This is a genomic window from Pseudomonas sp. H1_A03 (assembly GCF_054685145.1).
Window position 1 is genome coordinate 5,535,408 of sequence record NZ_CP162829.1, and the last position, 13,308, is coordinate 5,548,715.

The window sequence follows — 13,308 nt, forward strand, 5'->3', positions numbered from 1 at the left end:
AAGCACATATAAAAAACTTCCCGCCACCACGGCGAAAATGCCCATCACTCACGCACCGGCGCCGGACAGGCGCCGGCGTCAATCGTTTTCCCCAAGGATAAGGGCGTCGCGATGCGTTTTAGTCATATCGGTTATGTGGTGGGCGACAGCGACGCAACGGCTGTCGCGGTTAAACCGTTTTTCCCGGTTATCGTCCGATACAAAGAATATGTTGGCGCACAAAAAGTGTTCATCACCCTGCTGGAAACGGATGACGGGCACAGCCAGATAGAGTTGGTCGAACCGTTGGAAAACAATCTTCCCTTGCGCGAGCTATTGGCCAAATCCGGCAAGTCGTCGCTGCCCTACCACATCTGCTTTGAAGTCGATGACTTTGATGAGCAATTCAACGTCATGAAGAGCGCCGGCTGGATCGTACTGACACGCCCGTTCAACGCCTTTGACAGCAACCACCGCTCCAGCCACCTCTATCACCCTGATGCCGGGGTCATTGAAATCATGTCAGGCCCGCTATGAGTCAACTCTACGATGACACGTTCGCCGGGCAATCCTGCCCGTTGGGCGCAGACGCCCAGCAGATTGCCGACCAACTGCGCAACTTCGGCGACACACGGCAGATCATGGAGCAGTGGTCGTTCGCGGCGACGTTGAACCATCTCGGCTTGCCGCAAAGGTACCAGGTACCGCCAAGCCGTCAGGTGATCAGCCTGGCTGAACGCTATGAGCTCTACGAGCAGATCGGTTTCCTCTCCCCGGCGCTGATATTCAGCGCACCCGGGCCGAGCATGGCCGCCTATGTGGTGGCCGGGCTGGGCAACGAACAGCAGCAGGATGCCTTCTTCGGCCAGTTCCAAAAGGCATTGTGCTGGTCCTGTTTTGCGATGACCGAACCTACACAGGGCAGCGATGCCGGGGCCATGCAGACCACAGCGACACCGGTTGACGGCGGGTACCTTATCTGCGGGCGCAAGATGTTTATCGGCAACGGTGTCATCGCCGAAACCGGTGTGGTATTTGCGCGTACCGCACCGGGGCAATTGGGGATCAATGCTTTTGTGTTTTCGCCACAAGACCCGGCCATCACCCGCCACCGCCTTGAACTGACAGGGCTTGACGGTACAAACCTGGCGCTGATGGAGTTCAACAACCTGTTTATCCCGGCAGGGGATTTGCTCGGGCAACACTTGAAACCGACCCAGCGTTTTGCGCAGTCGGCGATGGCCACGTTCGATGCGCTGCGCCCCTGCGTCGGCGCCCTGGCGCTGGGAGTGGCGCGACGCGCATTGCATGAATGGCAAGCCTGCGTCACGCCGACCCCGGCACAGTCACAACGGCTGTCGCATATGAAGCGCCGCTGGTATGCCGCTTACCGTGAGGCGTCGAGGGTCTGTCAGCAAGTCGATGAGCAGCACACCCTGGAAAAAAGCCCTGGCATGGTGAAAACCGCCTGCGTGATCCTCGCCGATGAAATTGTCAGTGAACTGATCCACGCGTTCCCCACAGACGCTCAGCCTGTACCGGCAACCCTGTGGCAGGCATTTCGTGATGTAAAAGCCTTTGAGTACACCGAAGGCACACGACAGATCCACCGCCTGAACCAGCGTTTTTCACCCCGACCAGCCAGCCAGGAGTGCCGATGACGCTCGCCCCTCTCGTGCAGGGTCAACTGAATATCGTCAGTACCTGTGAAGCCATCACGCCGGACAGCCGGCACTTTCTTGCTACCCGGGAGCTATCGACCCAGGCGCGCTGGTATCAACACTGGCCACACATCGATTGCGGCGAGCGCCTGCACGCCAAGGCCGCTGTGGACCTGTGCCGCCGCGTCATCAGTGAGCCGTACCCGACCCAGTTGGTTTACGACAGCCTGCACCCGGCAGCGCGCGGTGCAACGCCCCTGCTGCAAAGCCTGATATCCCAATGCCCGGGCTTCATCGAAATCTGGGGCGTGTGCAGTGGGCAATTTGATCCGCATTACGCCGGTTCTCTGGCTAACACCCTGCTTCAACCCGGGCAACGCCTGCTGTATCTGTATGACCCGCTGCAGCGCCTGAGTGGTGACCCGACGCCCCAACTGGCGACGCTGCACTACCTGATCTTTTCTGCACAAGCCTAGGGGCAAGCAATGGATACCCAGTTTGCTTCATTGATCGAGCGCCTCGCCAAACCCACCCTGCTGCCGATGCGTCCGGGTGAGTCGCGACAGCTGGCGACCCTGAAGGCCGAGGTGCTCACCTGCGGCGAATACCACAGCCGGGTGCTGATAGAGGACAACCACGGCCCACAGGCCAAAAGCGCACTGTTGCTGCACGGCTGGGGTGGTCATCCGATGATGATGTCTGACTTGCAAGCAGTGCTGCAGGCCCAGGGATACAGGGTCTACACCCCCTTCCTGTTGGGCCATGATCCTCTCGCGCCGGCCAATTGCGATTTGCCCGGCCAGTGCTCCTTACTGTTGGCAATGCAGACCCGATACGGCCCGTTCGATACCGTGGTTGCCCACTCGGCCGGCGGGCTAATCACGGCGATGGCGCACTGGCTGGGTTTTACTCTCAACCACGTAGCACTGCTGTCAGCCCCGGCATCACTGTCCAGCCTGTTGCAGCATTATTTGACGCTGCTCAAGGCAGACGAACAGTACCTGCCACTGCTCGGTCGCTATTACCAGAGCCGCTACCCCATGCCCGCCGACTTGCAGACCGCACACCCGTACACCTTCCACGGGGCACGTGCACTCATCTTGCACGGCACGCAAGACCAACGAATCAACCCTGCCGACGCCAGGCAAATTCATGCTCAGTTGCCGGATAGTCAACTGCATATCATCGACAATACAGGCCACCTGGGAATTCTCTCGCACCAGCGTACCCAGCAAGTGCTGGCCGGGTTTCTCGGCGCGAAAGACGCCAATCATGAAAAAGGGAACACCCATGCTGGGGCATATTGAATCCATCACCCTTCACATTCCCGAGCAGCGCACGTCACTGGTCGAGGCCGGCCTCACCCTTGGGTTGACCGCGCTGGATGTCAGGATGTTTTCACGCTTCTACGGCCTGGAGAGCTTCCCGCGTCATCCCGGTACGGTGGATGACCTGATACGCCAGCTCCTAGAACAATTCGTCGCCACTCATCCTGACGTCGTCGCACGCATCCGGCATGTGGTGCATGCGCATACCGTGCCGACCCTGCGGCCGTTTCACGAGACCGGCAGGGCCGTACTCGACGCCTGCGGGTTTGCCCACGACACCGAGTACGCCAGCCTGACGATGGGCCACTGTGCAACCTCGTTGTCGGGCGTGGAATATCTGTGCAGCCGCCTCAAGGACGGGGAATACGCGCTACTGCTGATCGGCGAGAAAGCCTTCCACCCGAAGGTGGAGCTTCTGGACGACACCACCATCATGGGCGAAGCCGGCTGTGCCGTGCTGCTCAGTCGATCAGGAGACCGCGCCAGGGTCATTGCCCGGCACAGTGAGCAGGCCGGCCAGTTCAGTCAACACAAGGGGAATGAACCCAGGACCAACCCGGAATTCGCCGATGCCTATTTCGACTTCGTCAGCACGGCCATGCGCCGTGCGGCGCAGCAGTTCGACTGCGCGCTGGATGCCCTGGACTGGATAGCCCCGCACAACGTCAACCTGTCGTCCTGGCAGAAAATAGCCGACGCGCTCGCTATCCCCCGCACAAAGGTGTTTTTGCAGAATGTTCCCCGCTATGGCCATTGTTTTGGCGCGGACCCCTACCTCAATCTCGCCGCACTCATTCGTGGGCAACAGCTTGCTCCCGGCGCCAAAGTGATGCTGGTCAGCGTCGGCATGGGCGCCACCTTTTCCTCGCTGTTGCTTGAGTTACCTGCCGGCAATGAAACCCCCGTTTTTTGCAACCTCGAGCAATACCCGGATGTGCGGCCCGATTAAGTTAACGCCTAGTTATTCCTCTATGCGAACGCAGCCACCCATGAGCGATATCACCCGCCGCTACCCACAACTTTACGCGCTGTCAGAGCGACTTCTTGCCGCCGGACAGCTCGAGGAAAGCAATCTCCCACTGGCGATCGCCTATCTGGATGACCTAGAGCTTAGAAGCCTGGCCTGTATCGGCATACCTTCACAGTTCAACCCCTGGGAAACGCCGGTCTTTTCCAATGTCAGCTATCCCTGGCACTTGCAAATCATCGAATACCTGAGCCGAACGGACGCCAGCGCCATGATGCTGTTGCCGGGCGCATCCCTCAGTACCCGGGCCATCCTGACCCTGGGCAATGAAGAGCAGCAGACACGTTTCTTTGCCTGCTTTGCCGAACGCCCGGCCTGGACATTCTTTGCCGTCACGGAGCCCGACATAGGTTCAGATGCCGGGGCCATTTCCACTGAGCTCACGCACAGCGAACAGGGCTGGCGGCTCAACGGCACCAAAAAATTGATTGGGGGCGCGATGCTGGCAAGCGCCGGCCTTGTGTTTGCGCGCTATCAACAAAGCCAGCGCCTGGTGATGGTTTTCCCTGATGAAACCGAGCCCGCCTTACTGCGTGAGCCACTGGGTACCGTCGGTTTGGCAGGTGCGGGTTTAACACGCCTGACGTTCAAGGATTATCGCGTCCAGGAAGACGATATTCTGGGGCACGAGCGGCGCGAACTCCTGCAGGGGCTCAACGCGTTGAGCCTGGTATTCGAGCGTCATCGTCCCATGGTGGCCGCCATGGCGCTGGGCACCACATTTGGCTTGCTTACCGCCCTCGACACCCGTCCCTTGCCGGCCATTGCGAGGCGCTCGGTCGCGCGGCTGTGGCGAAAATACCACGCGATCTACCAACAAATGCTGACCGTGGCAGAAGGCTACAGCAACGGCCAGCATCAGCACGCCCTCACCAGCCAACTCAAGCGTAATGCTACCCGCCTGGTCGAGGAAACCGCGTGCCACCTGCCCCACTGGCTCAACCGCGATGACTGGCTGGAAGATCGCTTGCTGCGCAAGCGCTATCGCGACAGCTTTGCGTTTGAGTACATGGAGGGCACCAGCCACATTCACCTGCTCAATAGCTTCCGTCCGCCCGTAACCCAAGGGACCAGCCTGTGACACTCTGCCTCGATCCTGCCGATATCGTGTTCCAGTCGTTTCACCATACTGATCCGGCCATGCCCGAGTCAGACCCCCATATCCCGCACTGGCGTTCTTATACGCAGCATTTCTTTCGGGCGAACGGTGAGACGCTCAGCCCGCAGGACGATCGGGCGCTGGAGTGGGTCACCAGCACGGAGCGCGCCTCCTTCAGCGATATGATCGCCGTGCTGCTGCCCCGGCTGGCCAACGTCATTACGCCTGCGCGAGTGAAAACCGTGCTGATGGCGCATTGGACGCCAGACCTGCACATGGGCAGTTCGGTGGTGAATGCCGCCATCCATCAATTGGGACTCTCCGCCTGCCTGGCATTGGCGATCAGCGATCGCGGAGCGGACGCCGGCCTGTATGCGCTGGACGGCCTCAATGATTGTCTGGCCGGCAAAAACGAGGATGGGCTACTGCTGATTGCCGAGCAGAAAAACCTGATGTATGCCTCGCCGCTGATGGCAGCCCTGCAACCGGAAAACAATGCCTGCGTCTGCCTGTTCAACAAGCAGCAACGTGGCTTGCGCTACCGGGGCTTCAGGCGCGCGCGCCATGCGCAATGGTCCAGCGAGTACCTTGCTCACGCCGTTGAACAGTTGGGGTTGACCCACGAACGCCTGACGCTGATCGGCCCCGCCCAACTACTGGAGGCCGCGCATGCCGGCGCTCGCTCGTTTGCCATCAACCCTAGGTTGCTGTGCGCGGCCCCTTTCGTTGCGCTGCGTACCTTCTGGGAGCCGCAACGTGACTACCTGCTGATCAGCGAAAATGATAACGGGATCAGCCTGTGCGGGCTCGCAGCCGAAGAGGGTCCACGATGAACATTGCCTCCCTGGCCACTTATATTCCTTCGACTCGCGTGTCGCTCGAGGAGGTCGTCGCGCATCGCGGCGGCAGTCCGTCAGAAGCCCGCACATTTGGCCAACTGTTCGGCATGCGGGAGGCATCGACCCTGGCGGATGAGGAAAGTGCCGAGGGCTGCTTTCACGCCTTGCTCCAGCAACTGGGCGAGAGCCTGGATGAAGGGGAGCAGATTGATGCGGTCATCTTGATCCAGGGCCTGCCCTCTCCCTCCGTGCGCCAAAGCGTCAACCTGTCAGCCCTGCGTCAACGGTCAGACTTTATCGCCGTGCAGGCACCGCTGCTGACGCTCAACCAGCAAAACTGCGCCACCCTGTTCTGGGGGTTGCGGCTGGCCGAACGATTGCTGGCAAGCGGCAGACACCGCTGCGTGGCGCTGCTGGCGGGGGACACGCTCGCTGATTTTGACCTGGCCGAGCGCTATATCCCGGGCTGCACAATGATTGCCGACGGCTTCGTGGCCGCCCTGCTCAAACCCGGTGGCGGTCAACGCAGGGTGTCAGGCATCCAGTGCTTTTATCATCCTGGGTTCTGGCAAGGCCTGGACGGTACTCGCGAGGACACCAAGCGCTTCTATCAGTCCCACAACCACCTGGTCGAACATGCCCTGTCGTCCTACCCCGACGACGTGCGCAAGCGTGCCTGGCTGCTGCCGCACAACATCAACCGCCTCAGTTGGCAAACCTGGCTGCGCCATCCAGAAAACCGCGACCGATCGGTCGCCACTGACCTGCTGAGCCAATGTGGGCACTGCTATACCGCGGACCCTCTGCTCCTGCTCGACCGCTACGCCCCGCACGATACTGGCCGCCCTGCGCTGCTGCTATCGGTGGGCCTGGGAGGCTGGGTAGGTTGCGCCGCCATTACCTCAGACGCCTTACCGGAGGCTGTCCATGCTCAATAACCCCAATGCGATTGCGATCGTCAAGCCGTCCGCAGCCAAGTTTGCGCAGCTGGGCTTTCTGAAAATTGCAGAGGCTGCCGTGCGCCAGCACGGGGACAAGGTCTGGATCGGTGAGGGCAAGGATGAAGTGCTGCTGCTGGCTGGCGCGCGACATATCCGGTTTTTCCTTGAGAACGAAAGCCACTTTCACAAGGAGCTCGACAACGGCCAGTCAGCCAGGCGGCTATTACTGGGCCAGTCGCTGATCACCGCGCAGGAAGGTGAAGAATGGCACCTGGCCAGAAAGCTCACCGCACCGCTGGTCAATCCCAAATCAGTGTTACTCAAACAAGGCACCCAACATGCCGCGCAGTGGCTGGTGGACATTCTCCAGGACCCGCAGACAGGTTCCATGCGGGAGATCTGCCTGCAATGGGCGTTGATGTGTGTTGCGCAAGGGTTCGTCGGCTCCACGCTGGGTCCTCTGCAGCTGGATCGCCTGATCAATCACTTTCGCACGATCTACCTGCAACTGATTGTCGACGAGCCGACCGAGGATTACACCGCGTTATGCCAACACCCGGCCCTGACCGCGTTCCGCGAGGAACTTGAGGCCATGATCGGGCCGTTGATCACGGGAGACGGCGGCGGGAACGTCGACATGCTGCAACGTTTTTGCCAGGCGCTCGATATCAAGGCCAACCCACAGGAACGGGAACGGGCGATCAGCATGTTGCTGGGTAATCTGGTTGCCAGCGTGGATAACACCGGTATCGCGCTGCTGTGGTGCCTGACCCATCTGTCACAGCACCCGCATTACCAGAACCAGGTGCTTGAAGAGGCGCGCCACGGAACGCGCGACATGGCCAGCGCCATCGTCAAGGAATCGTTGCGCATGACCCCGGTGACGGCGTTTTTCGAGCGCGGCACCCTCGCCCCTCTGGAGATCGACGGCGTCAGCGTGCCAGCCGGAACCAAAGTGCTGTTTTCACCCTGGTTGATCCATCGCGATGCGGCTTACTGGCCCGAGCCGCTGAGTTTCAGGCCAGAACGTTTTCTTGAAGGCCGCAAAATTGCCCGGGAGCACTTTGTGCCCTTCAGCGTGGGGAAGCGCAATTGCGTAGGCATGGCGCTCGCGCTGGACCAACTCACCACTGCTGTTGAAACGCTGTGCAGCCATTGTCATTTCAGCTTGGCGCCATCGACCGCCCCCGCCGCACTCACACCGCTGTACGGTCTGAATGTGATGCCCAGGGGCACTATCTGTTTCACCCTTGAATCTGTAGACAGAGCCACTGCGCATGAATGCATCGCCTGACCTGGCGGGAGATGCCATCCCGAAACTTAGTGTGTTTTGTTTTTCGGACGTGGCCCGCGACAGCTTTGCGCAAAAATATGAACAGTTGCTGAGCACCGCCAGGCTGGCGGATGAGCTCAACTTTCATGCTATCTGGACGCCTGAACGACACTTCCACACCTTTGGCGGCATGTTCCCCAACCCCTCGGTGGTCAGCGCTGCGCTGGCCGCGAGTACCCAGCGTATCGGGATCCGCGCAGGCAGCGTGGTGCTGCCCCTGCATGATCCGTTGCGCGTCGCTGAAGAATGGGCGCTGGTGGATAACCTGTCTCGCGGCCGCGCCGGCGTTGCGTTTTCCTCGGGCTGGCAACGCAACGATTTCGTGCTCAATGCGCAGAACTACAGCGACCGTCATGCGGTGCTTTTTTCTTCGTTGGAGCAGATTCAGGCGCTGTGGCGCGGCGAGTCCGTAACACGCCACGAACTGTCCCGGCCGGGGCAACCGGAACCCGTCACGCTGCAAACCTGGCCACCGCCCTATCAGGCCACGATTCCGGTCTGGGTCACGACGGGGAGCAATCCGTTGTTGTTCAGCGAGGCGGGAAAGCGCGGCCTGAATGTGCTGACGCACCTGATCTCACAAACCCGTGACCAGTTGCAGGAAAACTGCGCCAGCTATCGCCTTGCACGTCACCACGCTGGGCTGGATCCGGCGGGCGGTACGATCACGCTGATGATGCATACCCAGGCCGGAGAAGAGCGGGAATCGCTGTCGCCGTGCCTGCGACCCGCGCTGGCGGGCTACCTGCGCGCGTTTATGCAGCTGTCGGAAAACCTTAATGCGCCACCGGCGCAGGGCCAAGAAACGACGGACAAGAAGCAGGACTACGCTCTTAAGTGGGGCGTGGAAAAATACCTTCACCACTACGGTTTGTTCGGCTCGGCAGCCGAGTGCCTGACGCAGCTCAAGCAGCTCAAGCGTGAAGGCATCGACGAGGTGGCGGGGCTGGTGGACTTTGGCATGCCTCAGGACAGTGTTGAAACAACACTGCGCACTCTGGCGACATTACTGTGAAATACGGAGGTTGAATGAACAACATGAACACAATGAAATGGGTACTTGCGCTGCTGGCCGGCACCACCGCTTACGCTGCGGTGGCCTCAGAAAAAACCTTTGCGCTCACCGCGTTCAACAGCGTCGAAGTGCGACAGGGTATCAACCTGTCGATCAAATGCGCCGCGACATCTTCAATGGTGGTTTCAGGCGCTCCCGAGACGCTGAGCAAGCTCCAGGTGACGACAAACAACAAGGCACTTTTGCTCGTCAATGCGGCGGCGGAGAATGATCGCTTCGTCACCCATGCACTGGATATCACGCTGTACACCAGCGAACCACTGACCGGGCTGGCCGGCAAGGCAGGGGTTAAGATCGTGGCGCCGGCCTGTGCCGTCGCCCCGTCCAAACTGGCGGTTGCCGGCAGCATGGGCACCGACATCCAGGTTGAAGGCAAGACGGGCGAGCTGGCGCTTGACCTGGCCATGGGCGGCACCTTCAACAAAAAACCGCTGCCCTTCATTGCAGAGGTGGCGAACGTGCGCATGAGCATGGGAGCTGAATCATCCTTGTGCAACATCCCACGAATCAACGGCAGCCTGTCTGCCGGTGCCCGCATGGCCGTCAGCCCATCGGCTCAGGTCGATACCGGTGCTACGGGGTCTTTCGCCAGCGAAATTTCAACCTCTGATTGCTCGTAAACAGCCTGTGTAAACGGGTCACTCGCAGTGTGATGGCAGCCGAGCTGCCATTGCACCGGGGTACGTTGCGCAGTAATGATCGCGCCATAAGCCAGGCAGAAAAGCCCCTCCCCTTGCACCTGGCAATAATGGATCTGCCCACTGCTGACGCCAAGTTCAACCATGACCTGCGCCACACCGCTCTCGCCTGCCTGGGGGATCACACAAAAGCTGGCAAGCGGCTTGGTCAGCCCCGTGCCTCGGGCTTTTAACCAGGCTTCCTTGATACTCCATAGCCGGGTAAAGCGCGTGAGGTAGTTGGCTTCGTCCAGCGCCAGCCAGCGTTGCTCGTCCGGGTGAAAAAAGCGCCGGGCGATGGCTTTTTTTGCCGCCACGTTTGCGCTGACTTTTTCCAGGTCAACCCCGACCTCATAGTCCTTGCACAACGCGATCGCGGCCGACTGACCGCTGTGGCTCAAGTTGAAACGCAGCCAAGGGTGCTCAGGCAGCCAGGGTTTGCCGGTCGCGGTCCTGGCCAGGCACACCTGATCAACCGGGATCGCCAGGCAATCAGACAGCACCTGATGCAACCAATGTTGTGCACGTTGACGAACCGTCATTTCCGGCAGCCCATCGTCAAAGTGCTGCAGCAGGCACACGGCCCTGCCTGCGATCAACTCAGGCAGGGGATTGCAGCGGTAAATTGATGGTGACCTTGCAACCGGTCTGTTCATGTCGATTTTCCAGAGACAAGTAGCCGCCGTGGCTCTCGGCAATTTGCCGGCACAAGATCAGGCCGATGCCGGTGCCATTGGGTTTGGTGGTGTAGAACGGCACGAACAGATTTTTCGGGTTGGTCAGCCCCACGCCCCGATCCAGGATGGAGATCAACAAGCGCCCTTTCTCCTCGGCCCATTCGATATCGATACTGTCGGTGCTGCCACCCATCGACTCGTCGGCATTTTTGATCAAGTTGATCAGCAACTGATGGATCTGTACCCGGTCGAGGCTTGCCATCAGCGGGCGCGGTCCCTTCAGGGTAATCACGCGGTGCGAAAACAGCAGCGGCAGCTCGCCCACCAGCGCCGTCAGATCCACCCATTCCTTCATCGCCGGCGCCAGTTTGCTCAACTGCCTGTAGCTGCTGATGAACGCAATCAGCTCACGTGCCCGCCGGTTGATCAGGTCGATGCCTTCGGCAAAACCGGACGGCAAATTGTCAGCGTTTTGCCGGTAATGCTGTTGCAGCATTTGGCTGATAGAGGCGATGGGGCTGAGGGAGTTGTTGATTTCGTGGCTTATCACACGCAACAAGTCCTGCCAGGCTTTCTGCTCTTCCTGACGCAACATGTCGTCAACGTCACTGACAAACAACAGCACGTTCTGCACACCGTCCACCATGTAGGTGTCGCTGGTCACCTTGTAGCGCCCCGGTCGCCCTTCATGATCGGACACGACCGGCTGCTCCGTGTTGGCGTTGTGCAAAAGACTGTCCAGTTGCAAGGTGCTGGCCGTATTGCCAATCAACTTTTCCAACGATGTGCCCGACATCCGCGAGGCGGCGCTGTTACACCAGATCAGTCGATGACTGCCGTCCAGGGCATAAATCGCAACCGTGATATTGGAGATCACTTTTTGCAGCAGGAAATCCATCTCGCGCTGCTGCTGACGGTGTCGCGACAGTTGGCCGGAAATATCATTGATTTGCTCGATGACCCCCTCAAAGGCCCCGGCCCCGTTGGTCACACCGCGCAGGCTGAAATCCTCCTGTTCAACGGCCTCGAGCAGATTGGAAATGACGTTGATTTTATAGATCAGCTGCTGAAAAAAGTGATAGCAGAAATAAACCAGCGTCACGCACAGCATAAACAGGGTGAAGAACTTGAGGTAAACGGACTGCTGCGGAAAAAGCCAGAGCAGCAGGTAAGCAATGATTCCGCCTATGGGGGCCAGGCTGCAGAGCAACAAGTGACGAAGTTCAAATGATTGAAAAAACTTACTCATGGCAGATTTTCAGTTTCTCAAGCCGACGGTAAAAAGCACTGCGGCTGAGCCCCAGCGATTCGGCTGCCCTGACCGCGTTACCGTCATACTGACGCAGGCGCTGTAACAGCAGGGTTTCTTCCGCTTCGGCAAGCGTGCACGCGTCCGTCAATCCTGACGGCAACTCGCTGGCCTGGCCGGCTGCGTCCTGGGCTGGCACCAGAAGCGGCAGGCAGAGGTCTTCCAGGTCAATCACGTTGGCACGACACAGCAACACAGCGCGCTCGAGCAAATGGCTGAGTTCGCGGATGTTTCCAGGCCATGAATAGTCCAGCAGCCGCTGGCGTGCCTGAGGCAACAAGACCGGTCGAGGCTTGTTGTATTTACGCGCAAAACGTTTCAGGAAGCGCTCGGTCAGCGGCTCGATATCTTCCAGCCGTTCGCGCAGCGGCGGCAGCTGGATTTGAATCAGGTTCATGCGGTACAGCAGATCCTGACGGAAACGCCCTTCTGCCACGGCCTTATCCAGGTCGGAATTGGTGGCGGCGATGATCCGGCATTGAGTGGTCTGGGTGCGCGACGACCCGACGCGCTCAAACTGCCGCTCCTCCAGCACCCGCAGCAATTTCACTTGCTGCGTCAGGGGCAGGTTGCCGATCTCGTCGAGGAACAGCGTCCCTTTGTCGGCCAGTTCAAAGCGCCCGATACGGTTTTCTCGCGCATCGGTGAAGGCGCCTTTGACATGGCCAAACATCTCGCTTTCAAACAACTGCTCGTTAATGCACCCCATGTTCACTTCGACAATACTGTGTTCGCACCGCGAAGAAATCTGGTGGATATACCGCGCGAGCAAGCTTTTCCCGGTGCCGTTCTCGCCCAGAATCAGCACGCTGGTATCGGTCACCGCAACCTTTTCCACCAGGCTGATCAGGCGTTTCATCGCCGGTGAGCGGACAACCCATTCGCTGTCCATATCATCTTCGAGCGCCAATTTGAGCAACTTGTTTTCTTCGCGCAGGCAATCACCGGAACGACGCGCCTGGCTGAGGGTGATCTGCTGCTGAACGATGCTCAGCAGACGCTCGTTGTCCCAAGGCTTTTGAATAAAATCGGCGGCCCCCGAACGCATCGCGTTGACGATGATGTCGACGCTGCCCCACCCCGTCATCGCGACAGCCGGCAAGCAATCATCAAATTTTTTCAGCTCGGCCAGCAACTGCAGCCCTTCCATGCCTGAGGTGGTGTCTTTCTGGAAATTCATGTCCATCAATACCAGATCCACAGGCCTGGCCGACAAATGCGTCAGCAGGCGATCGGCCTGGGTTTCCACGGTCACGTCGTACCCTTGCATGCGCAGCAGGATATCGAGGCTGGTCAGGATGCCCGCGTCATCATCTATCACAAGGATGTGTTTTTTATCGTTCATTGTAAGCATCCAGCTTGT

General features: G+C 59.4%; 15 protein-coding genes. 12 read left to right on the forward strand and 3 right to left on the reverse strand.

The window, feature by feature from the left end; genetic code table 11:
- Positions 1 to 111 precede the first annotated feature (111 nt).
- Genes AB4O35_RS25625 through AB4O35_RS25675 form a run of 11 tightly spaced genes read left to right on the forward strand, consistent with a single transcriptional unit; the run spans position 112 to position 9,902 of the window.
- On the forward strand, positions 112 to 516 hold the full coding sequence (locus tag AB4O35_RS25625; RefSeq protein WP_065873346.1) for a VOC family protein: 405 nt from the start codon (positions 112 to 114) through the stop codon (positions 514 to 516).
- On the forward strand, positions 513 to 1,640 hold the full coding sequence (locus AB4O35_RS25630) for an acyl-CoA dehydrogenase family protein (RefSeq protein WP_065873347.1): 1,128 nt from the start codon (positions 513 to 515) through the stop codon (positions 1,638 to 1,640). The genes AB4O35_RS25625 and AB4O35_RS25630 overlap by 4 nt, the downstream gene beginning before the upstream one ends.
- On the forward strand, positions 1,637 to 2,116 hold the full coding sequence (locus AB4O35_RS25635) for a hypothetical protein (protein ID WP_065873348.1): 480 nt from the start codon (positions 1,637 to 1,639) through the stop codon (positions 2,114 to 2,116). The genes AB4O35_RS25630 and AB4O35_RS25635 overlap by 4 nt, the downstream gene beginning before the upstream one ends.
- 9 nt (positions 2,117 to 2,125) lie before the next feature.
- The gene (locus AB4O35_RS25640; protein WP_065873349.1) at positions 2,126 to 2,947 is read left to right on the forward strand and encodes an alpha/beta fold hydrolase; all 822 of its coding nucleotides are present in this window, start codon (positions 2,126 to 2,128) and stop codon (positions 2,945 to 2,947) included.
- Positions 2,913 to 3,917, forward strand: coding sequence for a 3-oxoacyl-[acyl-carrier-protein] synthase III C-terminal domain-containing protein (locus tag AB4O35_RS25645; RefSeq protein ID WP_225930646.1), 1,005 nt, complete (start codon positions 2,913 to 2,915; stop codon positions 3,915 to 3,917). Before AB4O35_RS25640 ends, AB4O35_RS25645 begins: the two co-directional genes overlap by 35 nt.
- Complete coding sequence (locus AB4O35_RS25650) at positions 3,862 to 5,076, forward strand: acyl-CoA dehydrogenase family protein (protein ID WP_225930647.1); 1,215 nt, start codon at positions 3,862 to 3,864, stop codon at positions 5,074 to 5,076. Before AB4O35_RS25645 ends, AB4O35_RS25650 begins: the two co-directional genes overlap by 56 nt.
- A 59-nt stretch (positions 5,077 to 5,135) precedes the next feature.
- Positions 5,136 to 5,927, forward strand: coding sequence for a hypothetical protein (locus tag AB4O35_RS25655; protein WP_189683649.1), 792 nt, complete (start codon positions 5,136 to 5,138; stop codon positions 5,925 to 5,927).
- The gene (locus AB4O35_RS25660; protein ID WP_065873353.1) at positions 5,924 to 6,871 is read left to right on the forward strand and encodes a beta-ketoacyl-[acyl-carrier-protein] synthase family protein; all 948 of its coding nucleotides are present in this window, start codon (positions 5,924 to 5,926) and stop codon (positions 6,869 to 6,871) included. Before AB4O35_RS25655 ends, AB4O35_RS25660 begins: the two co-directional genes overlap by 4 nt.
- Positions 6,861 to 8,168, forward strand: coding sequence for a cytochrome P450 (locus tag AB4O35_RS25665; RefSeq protein WP_065873354.1), 1,308 nt, complete (start codon positions 6,861 to 6,863; stop codon positions 8,166 to 8,168). The genes AB4O35_RS25660 and AB4O35_RS25665 overlap by 11 nt, the downstream gene beginning before the upstream one ends.
- The gene (locus tag AB4O35_RS25670) at positions 8,152 to 9,222 is read left to right on the forward strand and encodes a MupA/Atu3671 family FMN-dependent luciferase-like monooxygenase (protein WP_065873355.1); all 1,071 of its coding nucleotides are present in this window, start codon (positions 8,152 to 8,154) and stop codon (positions 9,220 to 9,222) included. The genes AB4O35_RS25665 and AB4O35_RS25670 overlap by 17 nt, the downstream gene beginning before the upstream one ends.
- 14 nt (positions 9,223 to 9,236) lie before the next feature.
- Positions 9,237 to 9,902, forward strand: coding sequence for a GIN domain-containing protein (locus tag AB4O35_RS25675; RefSeq protein WP_065873356.1), 666 nt, complete (start codon positions 9,237 to 9,239; stop codon positions 9,900 to 9,902).
- Here the strand turns inward: AB4O35_RS25675 and AB4O35_RS25680 are convergent.
- Positions 9,839 to 10,540 carry a 4'-phosphopantetheinyl transferase family protein gene (locus AB4O35_RS25680; RefSeq protein WP_225930648.1) on the reverse strand — a complete coding sequence of 234 codons (702 nt, stop codon included), beginning with the start codon at positions 10,538 to 10,540 and terminating at the stop codon, positions 9,839 to 9,841. The two genes, AB4O35_RS25675 and AB4O35_RS25680, sit on opposite strands and share 64 nt — an antisense overlap.
- Before the next feature lie 19 nt (positions 10,541 to 10,559).
- Complete coding sequence (locus tag AB4O35_RS25685; protein ID WP_256534315.1) at positions 10,560 to 11,534, reverse strand: sensor histidine kinase; 975 nt, start codon at positions 11,532 to 11,534, stop codon at positions 10,560 to 10,562.
- Here AB4O35_RS25685 and AB4O35_RS25690 point away from each other — a divergent pair.
- Complete coding sequence (locus tag AB4O35_RS25690) at positions 11,517 to 11,867, forward strand: hypothetical protein (RefSeq protein WP_274611402.1); 351 nt, start codon at positions 11,517 to 11,519, stop codon at positions 11,865 to 11,867. The genes AB4O35_RS25685 and AB4O35_RS25690 overlap by 18 nt on opposite strands.
- A 10-nt stretch (positions 11,868 to 11,877) precedes the next feature.
- Here AB4O35_RS25690 and AB4O35_RS25695 read toward each other — a convergent pair whose 3' ends face one another.
- Positions 11,878 to 13,290, reverse strand: coding sequence for a sigma-54-dependent transcriptional regulator (locus tag AB4O35_RS25695; RefSeq protein ID WP_065873359.1), 1,413 nt, complete (start codon positions 13,288 to 13,290; stop codon positions 11,878 to 11,880).
- Positions 13,291 to 13,308: the final 18 nt, after the last annotated feature.

Bases quoted from the DNA above. Each gene is read 5' to 3' on its own strand.
- AB4O35_RS25675 (WP_065873356.1), top strand. From the start codon at position 9,237: ATGAACAACATGAACACAATGAAATGGGTACTTGCGCTGCTGGCCGGC.
- AB4O35_RS25630 (WP_065873347.1), top strand. From the start codon at position 513: ATGAGTCAACTCTACGATGACACGTTCGCCGGGCAATCCTGCCCGTTG.
- AB4O35_RS25655 (WP_189683649.1), top strand. From the start codon at position 5,136: ATGCCCGAGTCAGACCCCCATATCCCGCACTGGCGTTCTTATACGCAG.
- AB4O35_RS25650 (WP_225930647.1), top strand. From the start codon at position 3,862: ATGAAACCCCCGTTTTTTGCAACCTCGAGCAATACCCGGATGTGCGGC.
- AB4O35_RS25660 (WP_065873353.1), top strand. From the start codon at position 5,924: ATGAACATTGCCTCCCTGGCCACTTATATTCCTTCGACTCGCGTGTCG.
- AB4O35_RS25645 (WP_225930646.1), top strand. From the start codon at position 2,913: ATGAAAAAGGGAACACCCATGCTGGGGCATATTGAATCCATCACCCTT.
- AB4O35_RS25685 (WP_256534315.1), bottom strand. From the start codon at position 11,534: ATGGATTTCCTGCTGCAAAAAGTGATCTCCAATATCACGGTTGCGATT.
- AB4O35_RS25640 (WP_065873349.1), top strand. From the start codon at position 2,126: ATGGATACCCAGTTTGCTTCATTGATCGAGCGCCTCGCCAAACCCACC.
- AB4O35_RS25670 (WP_065873355.1), top strand. From the start codon at position 8,152: ATGAATGCATCGCCTGACCTGGCGGGAGATGCCATCCCGAAACTTAGT.
- AB4O35_RS25695 (WP_065873359.1), bottom strand. From the start codon at position 13,290: ATGAACGATAAAAAACACATCCTTGTGATAGATGATGACGCGGGCATC.
- AB4O35_RS25635 (WP_065873348.1), top strand. From the start codon at position 1,637: ATGACGCTCGCCCCTCTCGTGCAGGGTCAACTGAATATCGTCAGTACC.
- AB4O35_RS25625 (WP_065873346.1), top strand. From the start codon at position 112: ATGCGTTTTAGTCATATCGGTTATGTGGTGGGCGACAGCGACGCAACG.
- AB4O35_RS25665 (WP_065873354.1), top strand. From the start codon at position 6,861: ATGCTCAATAACCCCAATGCGATTGCGATCGTCAAGCCGTCCGCAGCC.